General features: G+C 64.4%; 19 protein-coding genes. 13 read left to right on the forward strand and 6 right to left on the reverse strand.

The features are described from left to right. The first annotated feature begins 234 nt into the window (after positions 1 to 234). The 4 genes from THIMADRAFT_RS20065 to THIMADRAFT_RS24985 all read left to right on the forward strand — a co-directional run bounded on the left by THIMADRAFT_RS20065 (position 235) and on the right by THIMADRAFT_RS24985 (position 3,894). Entirely contained in the window at positions 235 to 1,413 is a 1,179-nt protein-coding gene (locus tag THIMADRAFT_RS20065) for an aspartate aminotransferase family protein (protein WP_007194932.1), read from the forward strand. Between the two features lie 28 nt (positions 1,414 to 1,441). Continuing rightward, a complete protein-coding gene (gene argF / locus THIMADRAFT_RS20070; protein WP_007194933.1) occupies positions 1,442 to 2,368 on the forward strand; it encodes an ornithine carbamoyltransferase in 927 nt (308 codons plus the stop codon). Between the two features lie 107 nt (positions 2,369 to 2,475). Further along, positions 2,476 to 3,159, forward strand: a complete 684-nt coding sequence (locus tag THIMADRAFT_RS20075; protein WP_007194934.1) for a TIGR04211 family SH3 domain-containing protein — start codon at positions 2,476 to 2,478, stop codon at positions 3,157 to 3,159. A 279-nt stretch (positions 3,160 to 3,438) separates the two neighbouring features. After that, positions 3,439 to 3,894, forward strand: a complete 456-nt coding sequence (locus tag THIMADRAFT_RS24985) for a bacteriohemerythrin (RefSeq protein WP_007194935.1) — start codon at positions 3,439 to 3,441, stop codon at positions 3,892 to 3,894. A gap of 823 nt (positions 3,895 to 4,717) precedes the next feature. On the opposite strand, the gene THIMADRAFT_RS20090 is transcribed toward THIMADRAFT_RS24985, so the two are convergent. Then, complete coding sequence (locus THIMADRAFT_RS20090) at positions 4,718 to 5,188, reverse strand: HyaD/HybD family hydrogenase maturation endopeptidase (RefSeq protein ID WP_007194937.1); 471 nt, start codon at positions 5,186 to 5,188, stop codon at positions 4,718 to 4,720. Between the two features lie 120 nt (positions 5,189 to 5,308). Here THIMADRAFT_RS20090 and THIMADRAFT_RS20095 point away from each other — a divergent pair, with 120 nt between their 5' ends. Then, entirely contained in the window at positions 5,309 to 5,554 is a 246-nt protein-coding gene (locus tag THIMADRAFT_RS20095; protein WP_007194938.1) for a HypC/HybG/HupF family hydrogenase formation chaperone, read from the forward strand. A gap of 49 nt (positions 5,555 to 5,603) precedes the next feature. Here the strand turns inward: THIMADRAFT_RS20095 and THIMADRAFT_RS20100 are convergent, their stop codons facing one another. Then, positions 5,604 to 6,059 carry a hypothetical protein gene (locus THIMADRAFT_RS20100; RefSeq protein ID WP_007194939.1) on the reverse strand — a complete coding sequence of 152 codons (456 nt, stop codon included), beginning with the start codon at positions 6,057 to 6,059 and terminating at the stop codon, positions 5,604 to 5,606. 204 nt (positions 6,060 to 6,263) lie between these two features. On the opposite strand from THIMADRAFT_RS20100, the gene ppsR reads away from it, so the two are divergent. From ppsR to THIMADRAFT_RS20120, 4 genes are all read left to right on the forward strand, one after another. Further along, positions 6,264 to 7,079, forward strand: a complete 816-nt coding sequence (ppsR, locus tag THIMADRAFT_RS20105; RefSeq protein WP_007194940.1) for a posphoenolpyruvate synthetase regulatory kinase/phosphorylase PpsR — start codon at positions 6,264 to 6,266, stop codon at positions 7,077 to 7,079. A gap of 138 nt (positions 7,080 to 7,217) precedes the next feature. After that, on the forward strand, positions 7,218 to 8,315 hold the full coding sequence (locus THIMADRAFT_RS20110; RefSeq protein WP_007194941.1) for a Re/Si-specific NAD(P)(+) transhydrogenase subunit alpha: 1,098 nt from the start codon (positions 7,218 to 7,220) through the stop codon (positions 8,313 to 8,315). Positions 8,316 to 8,435: 120 nt separating this feature from the next. Next, entirely contained in the window at positions 8,436 to 8,732 is a 297-nt protein-coding gene (locus tag THIMADRAFT_RS20115) for a proton-translocating transhydrogenase family protein (RefSeq protein ID WP_007194942.1), read from the forward strand. 12 nt (positions 8,733 to 8,744) lie between these two features. Beyond that, positions 8,745 to 10,145: an NAD(P)(+) transhydrogenase (Re/Si-specific) subunit beta gene (locus tag THIMADRAFT_RS20120; RefSeq protein WP_007194943.1), complete on the forward strand. Its 1,401-nt coding sequence runs from the start codon at positions 8,745 to 8,747 to the stop codon at positions 10,143 to 10,145. 506 nt (positions 10,146 to 10,651) lie between these two features. Here THIMADRAFT_RS20120 and THIMADRAFT_RS20125 read toward each other — a convergent pair. From THIMADRAFT_RS20125 to THIMADRAFT_RS20130, 3 genes are all read right to left on the reverse strand, one after another. Then, the gene (locus THIMADRAFT_RS20125) at positions 10,652 to 12,043 is read right to left on the reverse strand and encodes an alginate export family protein (RefSeq protein ID WP_007194944.1); all 1,392 of its coding nucleotides are present in this window, start codon (positions 12,041 to 12,043) and stop codon (positions 10,652 to 10,654) included. After that, positions 12,033 to 12,203, reverse strand: a complete 171-nt coding sequence (locus THIMADRAFT_RS27540) for a symporter small accessory protein (RefSeq protein WP_007194945.1) — start codon at positions 12,201 to 12,203, stop codon at positions 12,033 to 12,035. The genes THIMADRAFT_RS20125 and THIMADRAFT_RS27540 overlap by 11 nt, the downstream gene beginning before the upstream one ends. Positions 12,204 to 12,422: 219 nt before the next feature. Next, on the reverse strand, positions 12,423 to 14,252 hold the full coding sequence (locus THIMADRAFT_RS20130; RefSeq protein WP_007194946.1) for a sodium:solute symporter family protein: 1,830 nt from the start codon (positions 14,250 to 14,252) through the stop codon (positions 12,423 to 12,425). A 168-nt stretch (positions 14,253 to 14,420) separates the two neighbouring features. Here THIMADRAFT_RS20130 and THIMADRAFT_RS20135 point away from each other — a divergent pair, with 168 nt between their 5' ends. Beyond that, the gene (locus THIMADRAFT_RS20135) at positions 14,421 to 14,786 is read left to right on the forward strand and encodes an acyl-CoA thioesterase (RefSeq protein ID WP_007194947.1); all 366 of its coding nucleotides are present in this window, start codon (positions 14,421 to 14,423) and stop codon (positions 14,784 to 14,786) included. 24 nt (positions 14,787 to 14,810) lie between these two features. Here THIMADRAFT_RS20135 and THIMADRAFT_RS20140 read toward each other — a convergent pair whose 3' ends face one another. Beyond that, positions 14,811 to 15,242 (reverse strand): acyl-CoA thioesterase, encoded by a 432-nt coding sequence (locus THIMADRAFT_RS20140; protein WP_007194948.1) that lies wholly within the window; start codon positions 15,240 to 15,242, stop codon positions 14,811 to 14,813. Positions 15,243 to 15,266: 24 nt separating this feature from the next. Here THIMADRAFT_RS20140 and THIMADRAFT_RS20145 point away from each other — a divergent pair, with 24 nt between their 5' ends. From THIMADRAFT_RS20145 to THIMADRAFT_RS20155, 3 genes are all read left to right on the forward strand, one after another. Then, positions 15,267 to 16,868: a serine hydrolase gene (locus tag THIMADRAFT_RS20145; protein WP_007194949.1), complete on the forward strand. Its 1,602-nt coding sequence runs from the start codon at positions 15,267 to 15,269 to the stop codon at positions 16,866 to 16,868. A 231-nt stretch (positions 16,869 to 17,099) separates the two neighbouring features. Then, on the forward strand, positions 17,100 to 17,744 hold the full coding sequence (locus THIMADRAFT_RS20150; protein ID WP_007194950.1) for a c-type cytochrome: 645 nt from the start codon (positions 17,100 to 17,102) through the stop codon (positions 17,742 to 17,744). After that, positions 17,741 to 18,457, forward strand: coding sequence for a c-type cytochrome (locus THIMADRAFT_RS20155; protein ID WP_199484273.1), 717 nt, complete (start codon positions 17,741 to 17,743; stop codon positions 18,455 to 18,457). Before THIMADRAFT_RS20150 ends, THIMADRAFT_RS20155 begins: the two co-directional genes overlap by 4 nt. Positions 18,458 to 18,500: the final 43 nt, after the last annotated feature.

The following is an 18,500-nucleotide window of genomic DNA, read 5'->3' on the forward strand; positions in this document are numbered from 1 at the left end:
CGCTCGGAGGGCGACGTCGGTGCATTCGTCGATCGGCCGCGGATCGGGCCGGCTCGTCTCCCCCGCGGCTGAGCAGGTGTTTGCTCGGGACCGCCGAGGATCCGGTGTCTCGGGTTCTTGTCGCTGCGGTTCTTTTCGCGCTATATTCCCCGGCTTCGCCTTTGAGCAGAGGCGGTTTCCCTTGTGGAGGAACCGCCTTTTTTGTTTTTTGGAGACTGATCGGGGTCTGCCGCAATGACCGAACCCTTGATGGCCACTTATAAACGTTTGCCCGTCGCCTTCGCGCGCGGCGAGGGCGTTTGGCTTTGGGATACGGAAGGCCGACGCTACCTCGACGCGCTCTCGGGTATCGCCGTGTGCGGCCTCGGGCATGCGCACCCGGCGGTTCGCGATGCGCTCTGCGAGCAGGCCGGCCTGTTGGTGCACACGTCCAATCTGTACCGGATCAGCGAGCAGGAGCGACTCGGCGCGATGCTGACCGAGATGTCCGGGATGGATCGGGTCTTTTTCGGCAACTCAGGTGCGGAGGCGAACGAGGCCGCGATCAAGCTCGCGCGCCTGCATGCTCACCGGCGCGGGGTCGAGAATCCTGCGATCCTGGTCGCCGAGAACAGCTTCCACGGTCGCACGCTCGCGACCCTTTCGGCAACCGGCAACCGCAAGGTGCAAGCCGGTTTCGAGCCGCTCGTGCAGGGATTCGTTCGGGTTCCTTACGACGACGTCGAGGCGATCGAGACCGCGGCGGCGAATCGTCCGAACATCGTGGCCATTCTGGTCGAGCCCATCCAGGGCGAGGGCGGGATCCGGATTCCGGCGGCGGATTATGGACGGCGTCTGCGCGCGCTTTGCGATCGACATGGCTGGTTGCTGATCTGCGACGAGATCCAGACCGGGATGGGCCGCACGGGGCGCTGGTTCGGGCATGAGCACGGCGGAACCCTTCCGGACGTGGTCACTTTGGCCAAAGGGCTTGCCAACGGCGTACCGATTGGTGCTTGTCTTGCCCGCGGGGCCGCGGCCGAGGTCTTCGGGCCGGGTTCGCATGGCTCGACATTCGGCGGCAATCCCTTGGTTTGCAGGGCAGCGCGCGCCGTGCTCGAGACGATGGTTGCCGAAGACCTGATCGCCAACGCGGCTGATCAAGGGGCCTATTTGCTCGGCGGTTTCCGCGCGGCCTTGAGCGACATACCGGGCGTGGTCGAGGTGCGTGGGCGTGGTCTGATGCTGGGAATCGAGCTGGAACGCCCTTGTGCCGACCTGGTCGGGCAGGCCCTCGAGGCCGGTCTGCTGATCAACGTCACGGCGGAGCGCGTCATCCGGCTCCTGCCGCCTCTGATTCTGGCCCGTTCCGAGGCCGACCGACTTCTTGAAGGGCTGACTGCCCTGATCAAGCGCTGGCTGAGCGATGCCTGAGCAACGCTCCGCGGGAGAGACGAAGTTCATGGATGCCGATCAAACCCCCTGCCGCCACTTTCTGTCCCTGCTCGATCTGAGTGCCGAGGAGGCGCGCAGGTTGATCGCGCGGGCGACCGAGCTCAAGCGGATGTTGAAATCCGGCGAGGACTATCGGCCGTTCCCGAACCGCACCTTGGCGATGATCTTCGAGAAGTCATCGACCCGCACTCGAGTCTCTTTCGAAGTCGGTATGGTGCAGCTCGGCGGACACGCCTTGTTCCTCTCCCCGCGCGACACCCAGCTCGGACGCGGCGAGCCGATCGAGGACAGTGCGCGGGTGCTCTCACGCATGGTCGATGCCGTCATGATCCGGACCTACGATCACGACATCGTCGAGCGTTTTGCGGCGAACTCGCGCGTGCCCGTGATAAACGGCCTGACCGACCGTCTGCATCCCTGCCAGTTGCTGGCCGACATGCAGACCTATCACGAGCATCGCGGCGATATCCGCGGTCGACGCGTGACCTGGATCGGCGACGGCAACAACATGTGCCACTCCTTCATGGAGGCTGCGCAGGTGTTCGATTTCGAGCTCAGGGTTGCCTGTCCGGAAGGCTTCGAGCCGGATGCGGATCTGCTCGCCGCGGTCCAAGGGCGTTGCAGCATCCTGCGCGATCCCGAGGAGGCTGCCGAGGGCGCCGATCTCGTCGTCACCGACGTCTGGGCCAGCATGGGCCAAGAAGAGGAGCAGGCGAAACGCGAGGCCCTGTTCGCGCCGTTCCAGGTGGATGATGCCGTCATGTCGCAGACTGCACCCGACGCACTCTTCATGCACTGTCTGCCGGCGCATCGGGGCGAGGAGGTCTCCGCCTCCGTCATCGACGGTCCGCGCTCGGTCGTCTGGGACGAGGCCGAGAATCGGCTCCACGCCCAAAAGGCGCTGCTGGAGTTTCTCCTTCTGCGGCAGGCGTGACAGGCCGACAGCACTGGTGTAGCGTCCGAATTCCCTGACCGGCGTCGCCATCGGACGCCTCGGTCACGACTGCTCGCGTCAACCCTGCGCCTGGCCGAGGATGTCCCGTGAGACGATTCCTGCTCCTCTTCGCGTGTCTCTTGAGCATCTACGCAGTGCCGATTGCTTCGGCGCTCGCCGAGACCCGCTATGTGACGGATTCGCTCGAGGTAACCCTGCGCACGGGGGAGAGCAACCGCTATCGGATCATTCGCATGCTCCCGAGCGGCACGCCGCTCGAGGTCATCAGCGTCGACGAGGCGACCGAATATGCGCGCGTGCGCACCGAGGATGGCACTGTCGGCTACGTGCTCGAGCGTGAGCTTCAGGACGAGCCGGCGGCGCGCACGCGTGTCATCGAGCTCGAGAAACGCCTTGCCGAGCTTCAAGGCGATCCGGACAGCTTGTCGGCGAGGCTCGCGGCCCTTCAAGCAACCTATGACCGCCTCGATACGGACTACCAGGCCCTGCAGCGCGACAAGGTCCGCTTGGAGCAGGAGCTGGCGACTATTCGCCATGCCTCGACCAATATCCTCGATATCACCAGCGACCGAGAGCGTCTGCGCATTCAGGTCAGCGAGCTCACGCGCGAGCGCGCCGATCTCGAGCAAGCCAACCGCGATCTGGGCAACCGCACGAACCAGCGCTGGTTCATGATCGGCGCCGGCGTGATCCTCGCGGGTGTGTTGATCGGGCTCTTTCTGCCGCATCTGAGCTTTCGTCGGCGGCGCGGGTCTTGGGGGTCCCTTTGAGCCTCGATCCGGCGGTCGATCGCGTCGTTGTTCATGCAAGGGTTGCATGCAGCGGCGCGTTGCGGGTCTGGTCAGAGGTCAAGCCTGCCTGTGCTAGACTCGCGACGATGGCGAGCGCGTCGCCTTGATCCGCCTGTGGCGGTGCATCCGGTGTGCCGAGCGGCAGTCGGGCGGTGATTCGGCCTGGCGGTGAATGTCACGCTCGACCGGGGTACATCGAGCCGGCGACGTCGCTCGATCCAATCCCTGCGATACGCTTCCAACTCCGAAGGGGTCTTCATGTTAAGAGAGTGGTCCGATATCTACAGCATCGGCATCGAGGAGATCGACCGACAGCATCAAGGCTTTTTCGCGGCGTCGCATCGGCTCTACGAAGCGATCTTGGATCGCGAGGCGAAGACCGCCGTGATCGACGCCGTCGCCTTCATGCGGGCCTACGCGGAGACACATTTCTCCACCGAAGAAGATTTCATGCGCAGACATGACTATCCGGATCTCGATGTCCACGTCAGACAGCATGTCGCCTTCATGCGGCGGTTGGATGCGCTGGAAAACGACCTTCGGACCTTCGGTCCCGGTCAGGAGCTCGCGGATCGGGCGTTGGAGATGACCCAGGATTGGTTGATCGATCATATTGCCGACGAGGATGTCCTCTACGCCTTGCATGTGAAGGCGGGCGAGCTCGGCGATCATCCGGCCGGACATCGGGAACAACCGACGATCGGAGATCGGTAGCTTCGGGGCCGGCTGGGACGGGGTGTTTCAGACCCGCCGATGCCTGTCGAGTCCTGTCTTACTGGGCCGGCCCGTTTCGATCGAGCCCCGATGGCCCCGCTCCGAAGGCGGTGCGCCTCCGGAGCCGACCGGGCGACGGGTCAGGATGCCTTATCGGTGCCCTCCGAGGCTGCGGCATCCGCGGCCGGCGCCTCGGGTGCTGCCGCTTTTGCTTTCCCCGTGCTGCGACAGTGGCTCGCGACCTCGACCCCATCCTTTCGTGTATAGCCGGCTTGCCAGCGGCAGGCCTCCGTCGTCCCGCATGCAGCCTCCTCTAGGCCCTTGCATGCGGAGGCGGCGAAGACCGAGCCGCTGAACGCAAAGGTCATGGTGACTGCGGAAAGAGCAAAGGCCGAGAGAGAGCGAGTCGTCGTGGGTCGCATATGGGCAGATCCTCGTTTGCGGTTTGGTGATGGCACGCCATGAGCGTAAACGCCGCGTGCTCGTGAACAATAGAACCGAAACGTACACAAATCAAGGATGCTTGTGCGAAAACGAAGATGCTTCCAGGTCCAGCCCATTCCCGCCGGACCTCTCGGGCGGATGGCTGTCGGGCCCGGAAGAAGCTGGGCTCGGAGGGAGAAGATGTTGGTCTAAACCGCGCCCGGAGCGACATGCGTCGTCTTCATTTTGTGTCGGGCTCAAGGGTTTTTCAGGCCCTTGTGGAGACGCGGTTTAGAAGTTTATATTTTTTAATATCTTAAGCCGCGCCACCTCCGGCGGTTGTGGGAGATGGCGCGTCCGATCCAATCCGGAAAACGATGGATATCGCACCGGTCGCGGTTTAAGTGTTCCAGCGATCCAGCAGCGAGCGGATCCGCGCGATGGCATCCGGGATCGCCGCCTCGACCGCGGGCGTCAGGCGGTCGCCCCAGCCGACGAACGCGGGCTCGATGCCGACGAGGGCGCGTTGGCGGGGGAGCGTTTCGGTGAGACGTGCGATGTCCATCAGATCGGAGAGGCTGACCTCGTGGACGGTCTTGGCATTGACGCTGAGCTGGCGATCCATCGCCGCGTCCTCGAAGACGCGCACACTGCCGGGCGGTTCGCCCATCGTCGCGGCATCGACGACGATCAGGCGGGAACAGTCCCCGATGGGCAGGGCGAGCGTGAAGCTCAAGGTTCCGCCGTCGATGAACACCATGGATGCGTCCGGGCCGATCTCCTGTTCCATTCGACGGACCACCTCGGCGCCGACCGCCTCGTCGGTCATGAGGACATTGCCGAGGCCGAGGATGAGGGTGGTTGGTTGCACGGCGCTGGACCTTCTGCCTATGGTGGGTGATTGGACGATCGTTTGATCTGAGTCCTTGCAGGTGTGCGCGGCGCGGCTTAGCCTGCGGTGCAATGATCGACTTCCCTTGGGGGCTTGTCCATGTGTCTCGGTATCCCGATGCAGATCCAGTCCGTCGACGGCTTCGTGGCCCGGTGTACGGCGAAGGGGGCGGAGCGCGAGGTCAATCTCTTCATGCTCCAGGACGAGACCATCGGCGTCGGCGACTATGTCGTGGTCCATCTGGGCAACGCGATCAGCCGCATGAGCGAGGAGGAGGCGGCCGCCGCCTGGGAGATCTATGACGCCATGTTGGCGGCGCAGGACGGCGGCCGGCTCGAGGTGTGATCCGGCGGGCAGAGATGCCCGAGCGGGCAACCCCGTCCGCCGCGCGGGTTCAGCCCGGGAATGCCTCGGTCAGTGCGTACTGATGCTCCACCTCGGAGGTCTCGGGTGCGTCGTCCTCCTCGATCAGGGTGCAGTTGACGGCCATTCGGGCCTGCATGGCGGCCTTCCATGCGCGGTTTTGCTTCTCGGTCAAGAGCGCGTCGGGCGTCAGGGCTGCCGCGGCGGCGGCCGCGACGAAATGGTCGGCCTGCGCCAGCCAATCGGTGTCCTTGCCGCAGTCGGTGTAGGTCTTGGTGGCGTAGGCCTTGGCGGCCTTGAAGGCGTCCTCCAGCTCGCCGGGGGCGACGTCCTCGCGCATTCCGACCTCGATGGCGCGGTTGACCCGCTCGTCCTTGCTCAGATGAATGACGTGATGAGCGAAGCGGGAGCCTAGAATACGTTGCTGCTGCGGGTCGAGTCCGTTGAGGGCATCACGCAGTGCGCGGTCGTTGTTGATCTTGGGCATCGGGAAGCTCCTCGGCCTGTGAATGGGCCGGCCGGGTGGCCTGCCGGCGCGGCGAAGATCGGCTGGTTTGCCGATCGAAATCGTTCTCGGATCGTCCGGTGCATCCGGCTGGGGTGGCGCGCCGGGGTTGCCGGGATCAGCGATTATCCATATCACCAAATTCCAATATAGACTGCATTGACTTGCATCACTCCCTCGGAGCCTATGAACCGCACCGTCTTCTTTGTCTCGGAGAGCACCGGCATCACCGCCGAGACGCTCGGTCACAGCCTGCTGTCGCAGTTCGATACCATCGACTTCGAGCAGGTCTACATGCCTTACATCAACACCGACCTGCGCGCGAAGGCGCTGACGCAGCGGATGCAGGAGGCCGCAGATCGCGACGGGGTGCGCCCGATCGTGTTTGCGACCATGCTCAACAACGAGATCCGCGAGATCCTCGAGAGCGGCAACTGCTACTACGTCGAGCTCTTCGAGGGCTTCGTCGAGCCGCTCTCCAAAGAGCTCGGTGTGCCGCCGAGCCGCAAGTCCGGGCGAAGCCACGCCATTACCAAGCCGAGCTATTACACCAAGCGGATCGAGGCGATCAACTTCGCCATGGCCAACGACGACGGGATCCGGCCGGATAACTTTCATCGCGCCGACGTCGTCCTGATCGGTGTCTCGCGCTCGGGCAAAACGCCGACCTGTCTCTACTTGGCCATGCACTATGGTCTTCGCTCGGCCAACTATCCGGTCACCGAGGAGGACTTCGAGCGCGGCGACGTCCCCCAGTTGGTTTGGGATTGTCGCCACAAGCTCTTCGCGCTCACCATCGATCCGCAGCGCCTGCAACTGATCCGCGAAGAGCGTCGCCCCGGCAGTGCTTACGCGTCTTTGGAGCGTTGTCAGGAGGATATCCGCATGGCGGCGCAGGTCTACAAGCGACTCCAGATCCCGGTGCTCAACACCACCAGTCAGTCGATCGAGGAGATCTCCTCGCACATCATCAAGGCGCTGCGCGGTAGCGGGGAGCGCTGAGGTTGCGCGGTCCGTCGCTCGGCCCGACCGTGCCTCGGCGCGGTGCGCGGGATGGTTGCGGCGACCGTTCCTCCCACCCATAATGCGGGGGTTTTTGCCGCTCGCGGGCGGCCGACCTGCGGATAGGACGATAGAGCGATGAAGATCGGAATTCCCTTGGAGACCGCCCCCGGCGAGACCCGCGTGGCCTCGATCCCTGAAGTGGTCAAGAAGTTGATCGGTAAGGGTTTCGAGGTCATGGTGGAGGCGGGCGCCGGCGTGCATGCCGGCTATCCCGACGCGGAGTACGCCGCGGCGGGTGCGCAGCTGACCGACCGCGCGGGTGCCTTCGATGTCGACCTCCTGCTCAAGGTCCGGCGACCCGATGCAGCGGATGTCGAGGCGTTGCGCCCGGGCGGACTCTACATCGGTCTGTTGGAGAGTTGCGGAGAAGACGCGATCCTCTCCGCCATGCTCGCCAAAGGGGTCCGTGTCCTCGGAATGGAGCGGATGCCGCGCACCTCGCGTGCCCAATCCATGGATGCCCTGTCGTCCCAGAGCAACATCGCCGGATACCGTGCGACCCTCGAGGCGGCGGCCCGTTACGGGCGTTTCCTGCCCATGATGATGACCTCCGCGGGTTCAGCGAAGCCGGCGCGCCTGGTCGTCTTGGGCGTCGGCGTCGCGGGGCTTCAGGCGATTGCCACCGCGCGCCGACTCGGCGCCGATGTCTACGCCTACGACGTGCGCCCCGAGACCCAAGAGCAGATCCGCTCCCTGGGTGCCAAGCCGATCGAGCTGGACCTGGGCGAAAGCGGCTCGGGCGAAGGCGGGTACGCCAAAGAGCTCTCCGAGGAGGCCAAGGCCAAGCAACAAGCCGCTTTGAGCGACCAGCTTGCCAAGGCCCACGTCATCGTCACCACCGCCTTGATCCCCTGTCGTCCGGCCCCGGTCCTGGTGACGGAAGAGGTCGTCAAACGCATGCGTCCGGGCTCCGTGATCGTCGATCTGGCCGCGGCCAACGGCGGCAACTGCCCCTTAACGGTGGCGGGCGAGATCGTCGAGCGCCACGGCGTGACCATCGTCGGCCTGACCAACTTTCCGGCCTTGGTGCCTGCCGACGCGAGCGCCTTCTACGCGCGCAACCTCGCCAATCTGATCGAGATCATGTTCTCCCCGAGCGAGTCCGGCCCGGTTCTCAAGGACCTTGCCGAGGACGACATCACGGCGGCCATGCTCGTGAAGCCCGCGGCCTAAGCGCGGTCGGAGACCGCGAGCCGCAAAGGCGGCTTTGCGGCCCGATCGCCTGTTTTGCGATGACTGACCACGGATCATCGGCGACGCGCCCATGATCACCGTCCAACCGGAGTTACCCCTATGCCCGAGGCACTCGATCCCTCGCTCGTTGCCCTCTATGTCTTTGTTCTGGCCTGCTTCATCGGCTACTGGGTGGTTTGGGGCGTCACGCCCTCGCTGCACACCCCGCTGGTGGCGCTCACCAACGCCATCTCGGGTATCGTCCTGGTCGGCGCCTTGCTCGTCGCCGGCGATCCCGATGCGGGGCTCTTTACCCAGATCATCGGCTTCATCGCCGTGCTCCTGGCGTCCATCAATGTCTTCGGCGGCTTCCTGGTGACACACCGGATGCTCTCGATGTTCAAGAAGAAAAAGTAAGGATTGGCCGTCATGACGCTTTCAGTGAATCTCCAGGCGGTGGCCTATCTGGTCTCGGCCGTGCTCTTCATCCTGGCCCTCAAGGGCCTGACCCATCCGGCATCGGCCCGACGCGGCAACCTTTACGGCATGCTCGGTATGCTGATCGCCGTCGTCGCGACCCTGATGGGCGATCAGGTCCAATCCTACGGATTCATCATCGTCGGCATGACGCTGGGCGCCATCATCGGCGTCATCGTGGCCCTGCGCATCCAGATGACGGCGATGCCGCAGTTGGTGGCGGCCCTGCACAGCTTCGTCGGTATGGCTGCGGTCATGGTCGCCATCGGGACCTTCCTCACCAAGCGCGGTGCAGGCGAGTTGAACGCGCTCTTGATGGGCGAGATCTCCGCGGGTGTGGTCATCGGCGCCATCACCTTCACCGGATCGGTCATCGCCTTCGGCAAGCTGCAAGGTCTACTCAGCGGCAGCCCGGTCAAGTTCAAGGGGCAGCATCTGCTCAATGCCCTGCTGGGGATCGCGACCCTCGCCTTGGCGGTGCACTTCGCCATGACCGGCAGCTTGATCTCGCTGACCCTCATGACCCTGCTTGCCTTCACCCTCGGCGTGACCCTGATCATCCCGATCGGCGGGGCGGACATGCCGGTCATCATCTCGATGCTGAACAGCTATTCGGGTTGGGCCGCAGCGGCGACCGGATTCACGCTGCACAACAACCTGCTCATCATCGTCGGCGCACTGGTCGGCTGCTCGGGCGCGATCCTCTCCTACATCATGTGCAAGGCGATGAACCGCTCGATCCTCAACGTCGTCTTCGGCGGTTTCGGCTCGGACAGCGGCGGGGCGGAGAGCGCGGGTGCGGTCGCCGCCGAGAAGGGCGTGAAATCGGCTGCGGTCGAGGATGCCGTCTATTGGATGGAGGACGCCAACCGCGTCATCATCATCCCCGGCTACGGCATGGCCGTCGCCCAAGCGCAGCACGCGCTGAAGGAGCTGATGGAGCTGCTGGAAGCACGCGGCGTCGAGGTCAAGTTCGGCATTCATCCGGTCGCCGGCCGCATGCCCGGACACATGAACGTGCTGCTCGCCGAGGCCGACATCCCCTACGACCGCGTACTCGAGATGGACGAGATCAACCCCGATTTCCCGAGTACGGACGTGGTGCTGGTCGTCGGCGCGAACGACGTCGTCAATCCCGCGGCCAAGGACGACAAGACCAGTCCCATCTACGGCATGCCCATCCTCGAGGCCGGGCGTGCCCGTCAGGTCTACTTCCTCAAGCGCTCGATGCGTCCGGGGTACTCGGGCGTCGACAATCTGCTCTTCTACCAGGAGAACACCTCGCTGGTCTTCGGCGACGCCAAGGACACCATCGAGGGGATGAACAGCGCGCTGAAGGGCGGCGGGCACTGAGTCTAAACCGCGTCCGGAGCGAGATGCTCACTTTCGCGTGAGTTCGACGTTTGGTGCATCCTCGGCCCTTAGCGGGGGACGCGGTTTAGAATTTTATATTTCTTAACGCCTTAAACCGTGCCGCCTCTGAAAATAATCGGAGCCGGCGCGGCCAAGCCAATCCAACACACGGTGCATACCGCGCTGGGCGCGGTTTAAGCAACGCCCCACAGCGGACGCGGGGCCGGCGTTCGATGCCGTCGAGATCGATCTGGGTGATGTGTTCGGCAGCGCGCCCTGAGCCGACCTGCACGAACGCAATGCCGCTTCGGTCCTCGCGATACGCGAGCACTGATTCCCCCGGGATAGCGCTGTAGGGTGGACAAGCGCAGCGCAGTCCACCGGCGCCGGCGCCGAGCTCGGTGGACTTCGCTCTCGCTCGTCCACCCTACGGACCTGCAGGGATTCTGCGCCGCTTCGGCTCCGGGGGCTCGCCGCTCGGCGATAACCTCCGGTATCGCCGACCCTTACCAGGTGAGATTCAACTCCGCACGGACGAAATAGGATTCGTCGCGCCGGTTCTCGGCGTAATAGTCACCGGGCCAGAGGTATTCGGCGACCAGGTGTCCGGCGACGTGCTTGCTGAGCTTGGTCTTGAGCCAGACGGCGGCGAGATGTCCGCGGAAGCGGCTCTCTCCGCTGAGGTTGACCAGCTGCGCCGGGGTGCGGGTGGTCATCTCGTCGGCCCAGAGCGCGTGATAGTCGACCGTGACCAATGTGGTCGGATGGGCCTGGATGCCCCAGCCGAGATTCAGGCGACTGAGGTTGGTCGCTTCCCCGACGCGGCTCTCCAGCGGCCACTGATAGATCATGAGCTCGCTCCACTGCGGCCAGCGGCCCCAAAGCGGGTCGAAGGCTTGTGTGTCGTTGCTGTCGGGATCGTTGCCGGAGAGAAACTCGTAGCCGAGATGAAACCGGTTGGCGAGCGGATCGTTCAGGCTGTAGGTGGCGCGTGCGTTGAACCCGAAGGCATCCAGGTCGGCATCGTTGCGGGTGCCCCATTGGTAGGCGCCCTCGGCGCGCAACGCCCATTGCGGGGTTGGTTTGGCCTCGGCGCGCATGCCGAGCGTGTAGGCGACACCTGAATCGGGCGGGGACGGAAAGGGCGCGCCGTTGTTGACCCGAATATTGCCGGGTGTGTTCTCCGGCGTGCTGCTCTTGTAGATCAGATAAGCGTCGAGGTCGGTGGCCTGGACCAGGCTCTTGTTGCGGGCGTAGAGGATGGCGCCGGTCTCGTTTTGCTCGATCTGATCCTCGATCACGCCGTTCAGAGGGCTCGGGAAGCGGCCTGTATCGGCGTCCTGATTCAGATAGATGAAATCGAGCGTGGTCCCGATGGATTCGAGGTTGTAGGTCGCACGGGCCGCGTCGAAATAGATGGTCCGGGAGCCGTCGATCGGGGTGCCTTCGAGTACCAGCCAGCCGTTGCCGAGAATGATCTCCTGTCGGCCGAGCTTGACCGAGAGCGGCGAGCCGGCAATGTCGTTGAAGGTCACATCGAGTAGATCGAAGAAGAGTCCGCCGCTGTACCAGGTCTCGAAACCCGGCACCGGCCATTGATTCTCTTCGGGCTTGTTGTAGTGACGGCCTTCCCACATGAGGCGTGCCGTGCCGACGATATGGTCGGTCGGTGCGTAGATCCCCCAAAGACGCCCGCGGTATCGCTGGAAGGTCCGATCGGCGATCGGGCTCTGGTCGTTCAAGCCCACATTGCCGACGAAGACCTGGCGCAGACGCAGATCGGCCCCGGGTTTGAAGCTCGAGGTCGCGTCGGTCTCCTGCGTGCCGGCCGAGGCTCCTGTCGACACCAGCGCCGCGGCGAGTGCCGCCAGCCATGTCGATGCGTGTCTAGACATCATCGTCCACCTTTTTCTCGTCCAGCGCCCAAAGGCGGTCCTCCGGGGTCACCTCGTCGCGCGCCGCGTTGCGGCGGACCAGCCCGTAGATGATGCCGATCACGGCCATCGAGATGGCACCGAGATAGGCCATGAGGACATACGGATCATCGATACCCAGCATCCGATTCGCTCCTGAATTGAATTGCGTCCGAAATTGAATTGCGTCCGAGGCTACGATTGATCCGAGATGCAAGGCCGCTCCCTCGCAGTCACCAAAGCAAACCTAGTCGACGCAATTCAAATAAGATTAAAAATACTTAAACCGCGTCCGCGCCAAGATTCATTGATGGCGAGAACGCAGCAGCACTTCGAAATCTCTCATATCCCACCGAGACGCGGTTTAATCGGGGAAACAGCGACGCAAATGCGCCTGATCCGGCGGTCGCGTCACCGCACTGACAAGGATCAAGGTCAGCAGCGATGCCGGAAGCGCGATGATGATCGGGTCTACGGACGGCCAATTGGGATACTCCGCAAGCAGGCTGGTCTTGCCGTCGGTGACCATCTGCACCAGCCCGATTGCGCTGGCCTCGCGAGCCTTGATGAAGGCCAGCCAGAAGAGCGAGACGCTCATGCCGACGGTCATGGAGGCGAGCGCGCCCGCGCGGGTGACGCGCTTGGAGACGAGTCCGCCGATGTAGGCCGGCAGGAAGCTCGCCGCACAGAGTCCGAAGAAGATCGCCGTGAAGCGGGCGATGACGTACTCCTGACGAACCGTATAGCTGATGGTCACGGCGATGAGCAATCCGATCATGATGGCGAGGCGCATCACCAGGATGCTCGGCTCGCGTTGATGTCCCTTCTCCGCGATGCGCTCGTAGAGGTCGCGTCCCGCCGCCGTGCCGATGGTGTGGAATTGGCTCGACATGGTGCTCATGGCCGCGGCGAGCAGTGCGAGGAAGAAGATGACGCCGAACCAATGGGGCATTGCGGCCATGATGAAGGCCGGGATGATCTTGTCGGCGTCGCCCTTGGTGTAGGTCGCGGCGATGGAACGGCCGGCGACGAGCTCGAAGGTCGCGCCGTCGCCGTCTTGTGCCGAGGTACGCTCGCCGATGATCATGGGCGCGCGTGCGGGTGCCTGCGTCTTGGGGCTGATGATCGGGGTCCAGGTCCCCGATTCGCCCTTCTGCATCAGCTCGACCAAGGCGCGATCCTTCTCGGCATCGATGACCTCGACGACCTTGCCTTGCAGGAGCGGTCCGTTCTGCGCGAACCAGGCGTTCGAGAGGCTGCCCACCACGAAGGGCGTCCCGACCATGAGCAGGATGAAGACGGCGCCGATCGGCACGGCCCGGTCGAGCTCGCGACGGCTGCGCACCGTCATGAAGCGCACCACCAGTTGGGGTTGGGCGAGCACGCCGATCCCCACGCCGAGCACCAGCGCGGTGATCACGGTCCACCACAGATCGTAGGTGGTCGCGCCCCAGCCGAAGGCAGGCATTGCGGTCCAACCTTGATGGCCCATCTGCGCGAGCGGTGCGGGGACCATATCCGCCATGTCGGTCAGGGTGCGGTGGGCCTCGGTGACGCCGCCGAGGCTCATGTAGGTAAAGATCAGCAGAAAGATCATGGCGAAGACCATGACGAAGCCCTGGAGTGTATCGGTATACATCACCGCCTTGATGCCGCCGGGGATGACATAGGCTGCGGTGATGAGCGCGAAGATCAGCAGCGCGACCTCGAAATCGATCCCGAACTGGGTGGCCGCGAAGATACTGCCCCCGGTCATGACAGCGGCCGAGTAGAGCGGCATGAAGAGAAAGATCAGCGCGCCGGCGAAGATCTGGATGCCGCGACTCTGGTAGCGTTGACCCAGCAGCTCGGGAAAGGTGTGGGCCCCGAGATGATGACCGAGTCGCCGTGTGGGCTCGCCCAGGAAGATGAAGGCGATCAGGATCCCGACCCCGATGTTGAGCACGGTGAGCCACAGCAGACTCATGCCGAAGAGCCCGGCGACCCCGCCGAAGCCGACAATGGCCGCGGTCGAGATGAAGGTGGCCCCGTAGGAGACCGCCATGATGATCGGATGGGCCGAACGCCCGCCGACCAGGAAGTCCGCTGCCGAGCGGGTGCCGCGATAGCCGAGCCAGCCGAGATAGCCGGTGGCGAAGAGGTAGGCCAGAATGACGACGATGTCGACCCAGCCTACGGAAGATTGTCCCGTCATGAGTCCCCCTCGGGATCCCGAAATAGTCGTTGTTGTCTTGTCAGGACGCGCGGGGGCGAAAAATAACCTGGACGTTCGTGTCGTTATATAGATCCAGCGCAGTTAAACGACGGTTTTGGCCCCTCAACGACCAATTGTTGACCTTTCGATGACCAGGAGAGCCCGTTCGTGGAGAGTTTCAAAGTCGTTCGCCCTGAATTCCTGAACCACTACGGTTACCTGTTCGGGGGATTTTTGTTGAAGTGGGTCGACGAGATCGCCTGGATCGCGGCCAGTCGCGACCATCCGGGGTGCCGCTTCGTCACCATCGCGATGGATCGCGTGGAGTTTCACCGCAGCGTGCGTCAGGGCGCGGTGCTGCGCTTCGACGCGATCGAGAGCTGCCGCGGCAACACCTCGCTCAGCTACTCGGTGCACGTCTTCGCCGACGATCTGCAGACCGGGGACGAGGAGCCGATCTTCACCACCTGCATCACCTTCGTGCGGGTCGACGAGGAGGGGCGGAAGATCCCCTTGTCGCCGCCCGGCAGCTGAGAGTCTGCACGGGCGGTCGTTTCGTCACCGCGGGCGGTCCTCGTGGAGGTACGGCAGGATGGCGCCGCGAATCGCATCGTCCAGACCCGCAGCGGGTGAGCCGTCTCGATTGATCTGGAGGTGGACGGTTTTGGCCGTTGCGGCGAGCGTCCCGTCCTGCGTCTCGAAACGATAGCCGACGGCGAAGGAGCGGGTGCGGACCTCTTCGATCGCCAGCACGACCTCAACCCGATCACCCTGGCGGAGCGGTCGGTGATAGTCTGCCTCGGCGTGCACGAGCGGCAGCAGGATCTCGCCCTCGCGGATGAGGCGCTCGAGCGGGAGGCCGACCTGCGTCATGAAGGTCTCGTAGGCATCGTGCGCATGACGGAAGAGGTGGCCGAAAAACAGCCGTCCGGCCGCGTCCGTGTCGTGAAGGCGGACGCTGAAGGCATAGGCGAAACGGTTTGGATCCATGTCTGACTCCGGAGGCTTGTGGCGATGATCGATCTTAACGTGAAGCCGGTGAAGGCTCGTCCGTTCGTGATTTTGGCGCTGATGCTCCTCGTGCCGCTCGGCGTGCCGGCGAGCGAGACCCCGGGGGAGTCGGCCCCTCTCGACCCCTCCGCATTCTCGGACGTCATGATCCCCGAGGGGCGCGTCGAGGCCGCCGTGGGGCAGCTCGACGCCATGGCCGAGGCGGCGCTCGAGACGACCGGGGTCCCGGGCATGGCGATCGCGGTCGTGCACCGTGATCGCGTCGTCTATCTGAAGGGCTTTGGTCTGCGTAGCCTCGACGGCGAGGCGCGCGTCGATGACGAGACGGTCTTTCAGCTGGCCTCCTTGTCGAAGCCGGTTGCGGCGACGGTGGTCGCGGCCGCGATCGATCGCACCCACGGCGAGCGAGCAGGTCTCGCCTGGGATGACCCGATCGTTCGCCATCTGCCGGATTTCGCCTTGAACGATCCGGCGATCACGTCGCGGGTCACGATCGCGGATCTCTTCGCTCATCGCAGCGGACTGCCCGACCATGCCGGCGACCTCTTGGAGAGCATCGGCTACGGGCGCGCGGAGATCCTCTCGCGCCTGCGCTTTTACCCCCTGGCACCCTTCCGGGCCAGCTACGCCTACACCAACTTCGGCCTGACCGCCGCGGCGGAGGCTGTCGCGCGCGCGGAGGGCACCTCGTGGGAGCGCTTGAGCCAAGAGCTCCTCTACAGCCCGCTCGGCATGACCTCCACCAGCTCGCGTTTCGCGGACTTCATCTCGGCCCCTAATCATGCGATCGGACACGTCCGCCGAGACGGTGTCTGGGTGGTGACGCCCGAGGTTCGCGAACCCGATGCACAGTCGCCCGCGGGCGGCGTGAGCAGCTCGGCGTCCGATATGGCGCAGTGGCTACGGCTGGTTCTGGGCGAGGGGATGCTGGAGGGCAAGCCGGTCATCGGAGCGCAGGCATTGGCACGGATCCACGCGCCGAATCTGATGAGCTCCCCCTTGCACGGGCCGAGCAGCCGTCCGAGCTTCTACGGGCTGGGTCTCGGAGTGAGTGTGGATAGCGCCGGGCGCGTCCGCTGGTCGCATTCGGGCGCCTTTCTCTTGGGCGCGTCGACGACGCTTGCCATGCTGCCCTCGGAGTCCTTGGGGATCGTCATCCTGACCAACGGACAACCTGTCGGTGCGCCCGAGGGCGTCGCCGCCGGCTTCCTCGAGCTGGTGGAGACCGGCGAGATCCGGCACGACTGGCCGGCCCTCTTCGGCGGCGCGATCGCGAGACTCTACGCGGAGACCACCGCGTTCGCAGAGACCCCGAGCGCACCCGCCCCGGCACGGCCGTTGGATGTCTATGTCGGTCGATATGCCAACGACCTCTATGGACCGGCTGTCGTGGAAGCGACCGATGCCGGATTGGTCCTGAGGCTCGGCCCGAGTCCGATTGCGCTTCCGATGAGTCATTTCGACGGCGATGCCTTCACCTTCCGACCCATCGGCGAGGACGCGCTCGGGGTCAGCGGTGCGGTCTTTGGGTTCGATGACGAGCGCGCCGCGTCCCTGCAAATTGAGTATCTGGACGAGGAGGGGCTCGGGACGTTCAGGCGCTAAACCGCTAAACCGCGTCCCGAGTGATTTGCCATGTCTTGGTGTCGGCTCGGTGTTGGCTCGACCCGGGAACCTTGTGAGACGCGGTTTAGGTGAAGAGTCGTCTTGCGGGTTCGGCATAAGCACGAGCGGTTTCGAGCGATGGCGACTTCAGCGCGGGCGCAAGACGGTCGACTTGCCCGGAGCCAATGGCCTGCGACATGATTGGGGAACGATCAAATTCGAGGAACCGCAGTGAGATTGCTCGCAATTCAATCGCTCGTCGGGGTGGCCGGCTGTGTCGGGGTACTTTCGGCACCGGCCCTGTGGGCTCAAACCAAGGGCGATCCGGAGATCGGTGCGGGGATCGCCGCGCGGGTCTGTGTGGCCTGTCATGCCGAGGACGGGACCAGCCCGATGCCCAACACGCCTCGGCTGGCCAGCCAACACGCGACCTATCTCGTCAAGCAGATGAAGGATTACCGCGCCGGTCGGCGTACCAGCGAGGTGATGGGCAACTACATCGGCGGACTGAGCGAGGAGGAGATCCCGCACGTGGCTGCATACTATGCCGCGCAGGAGGCGATCCCGGGGGTGGTCACGGATCCTTCGGTGCTCAAGCTCGGCCGACGGGTCTACGTCGACGGCAATCCCGGCAGCGGCATCCCGGCCTGCTCCGGGTGCCACGGCGACGAGGGCGAAGGCACGCGTCGGTTTCCGCGGCTCGCCGGTCAGGACGTCGGCTACACACTCGAGCAGATGCGCCTTTATGCCGCCGGGGAGCGGACCAACGATCGAGGTCTCATGCAGACGGTGGCCGATCGCATGAGCGAGGCCGAGACCCTGGCCGTGGCCCAATACATCGCCAGCCTGATGGTCCTCGACGCGGAGGAGGAATGAACGCCATGATGACCCGTCTCGCCTGTCTCGGATCGCTTGCCCTCGTGCTCGTGGCCGACATCGCCTCCGCGTCTCCGCCCGCGCAACCCTATGCGCCCGGCATCGAATCGCCCGGCTATGTCTGGAACGCGCCCAACGAGGAGCAGATGATCGCGCTGGCCCATCGCGCCGACCCCGCGAACGGCGAGGAGGCCTATGCCGTCTGTCGCGGTTGCCATCAGGCGGATGGCTCGGGTCGCGGCGACGCCATCTATCCGCAGCTGGCCGGCCAACACGCGAGTGTCTTGATCAAGCAGATGGTCGACGTGCGCGCGGGGCGGCGCGACAACCCCAAGATGCACCCCTTTGTGGCCGAGTGGGTCGTGTCGTCCGAGGAGGTCGCCGATATCGCCGCCTATCTGTCGCAGCTCCCGATCCCGCCGACCAATCTAAAAGGCGACGGCACGGCCCTCGCGCGCGGTCAGGCCCTCTACGAGAAGGATTGTGCGGCCTGTCACGGCGCGCAGGGCGAGGGCGATGGCGCGGAGTTCTACCCCCGCGTCGCGCATCAGCACGTCAGCTATCTCGACCGTGAGTCCAAGCTCATTCGCGACGGCGGGCGGCGCAATGCGAATCCCGAGATGGTGAAGGCGATCAAGGGGTACAGCGACGCCGATATCGCGGCGGTGAGCGACTATATGTCCCGCTTACCGGTTGAATCCCGTCCGGAGTGACGGCTTGTGTACAGCGGGTAAGCGTCGATTGTTGAACCCCAAG

Origin of the sequence: Thiocapsa marina 5811, assembly GCF_000223985.1 — a bacterium.
GTDB lineage: Bacteria > Pseudomonadota > Gammaproteobacteria > Chromatiales > Chromatiaceae > Thiocapsa > Thiocapsa marina.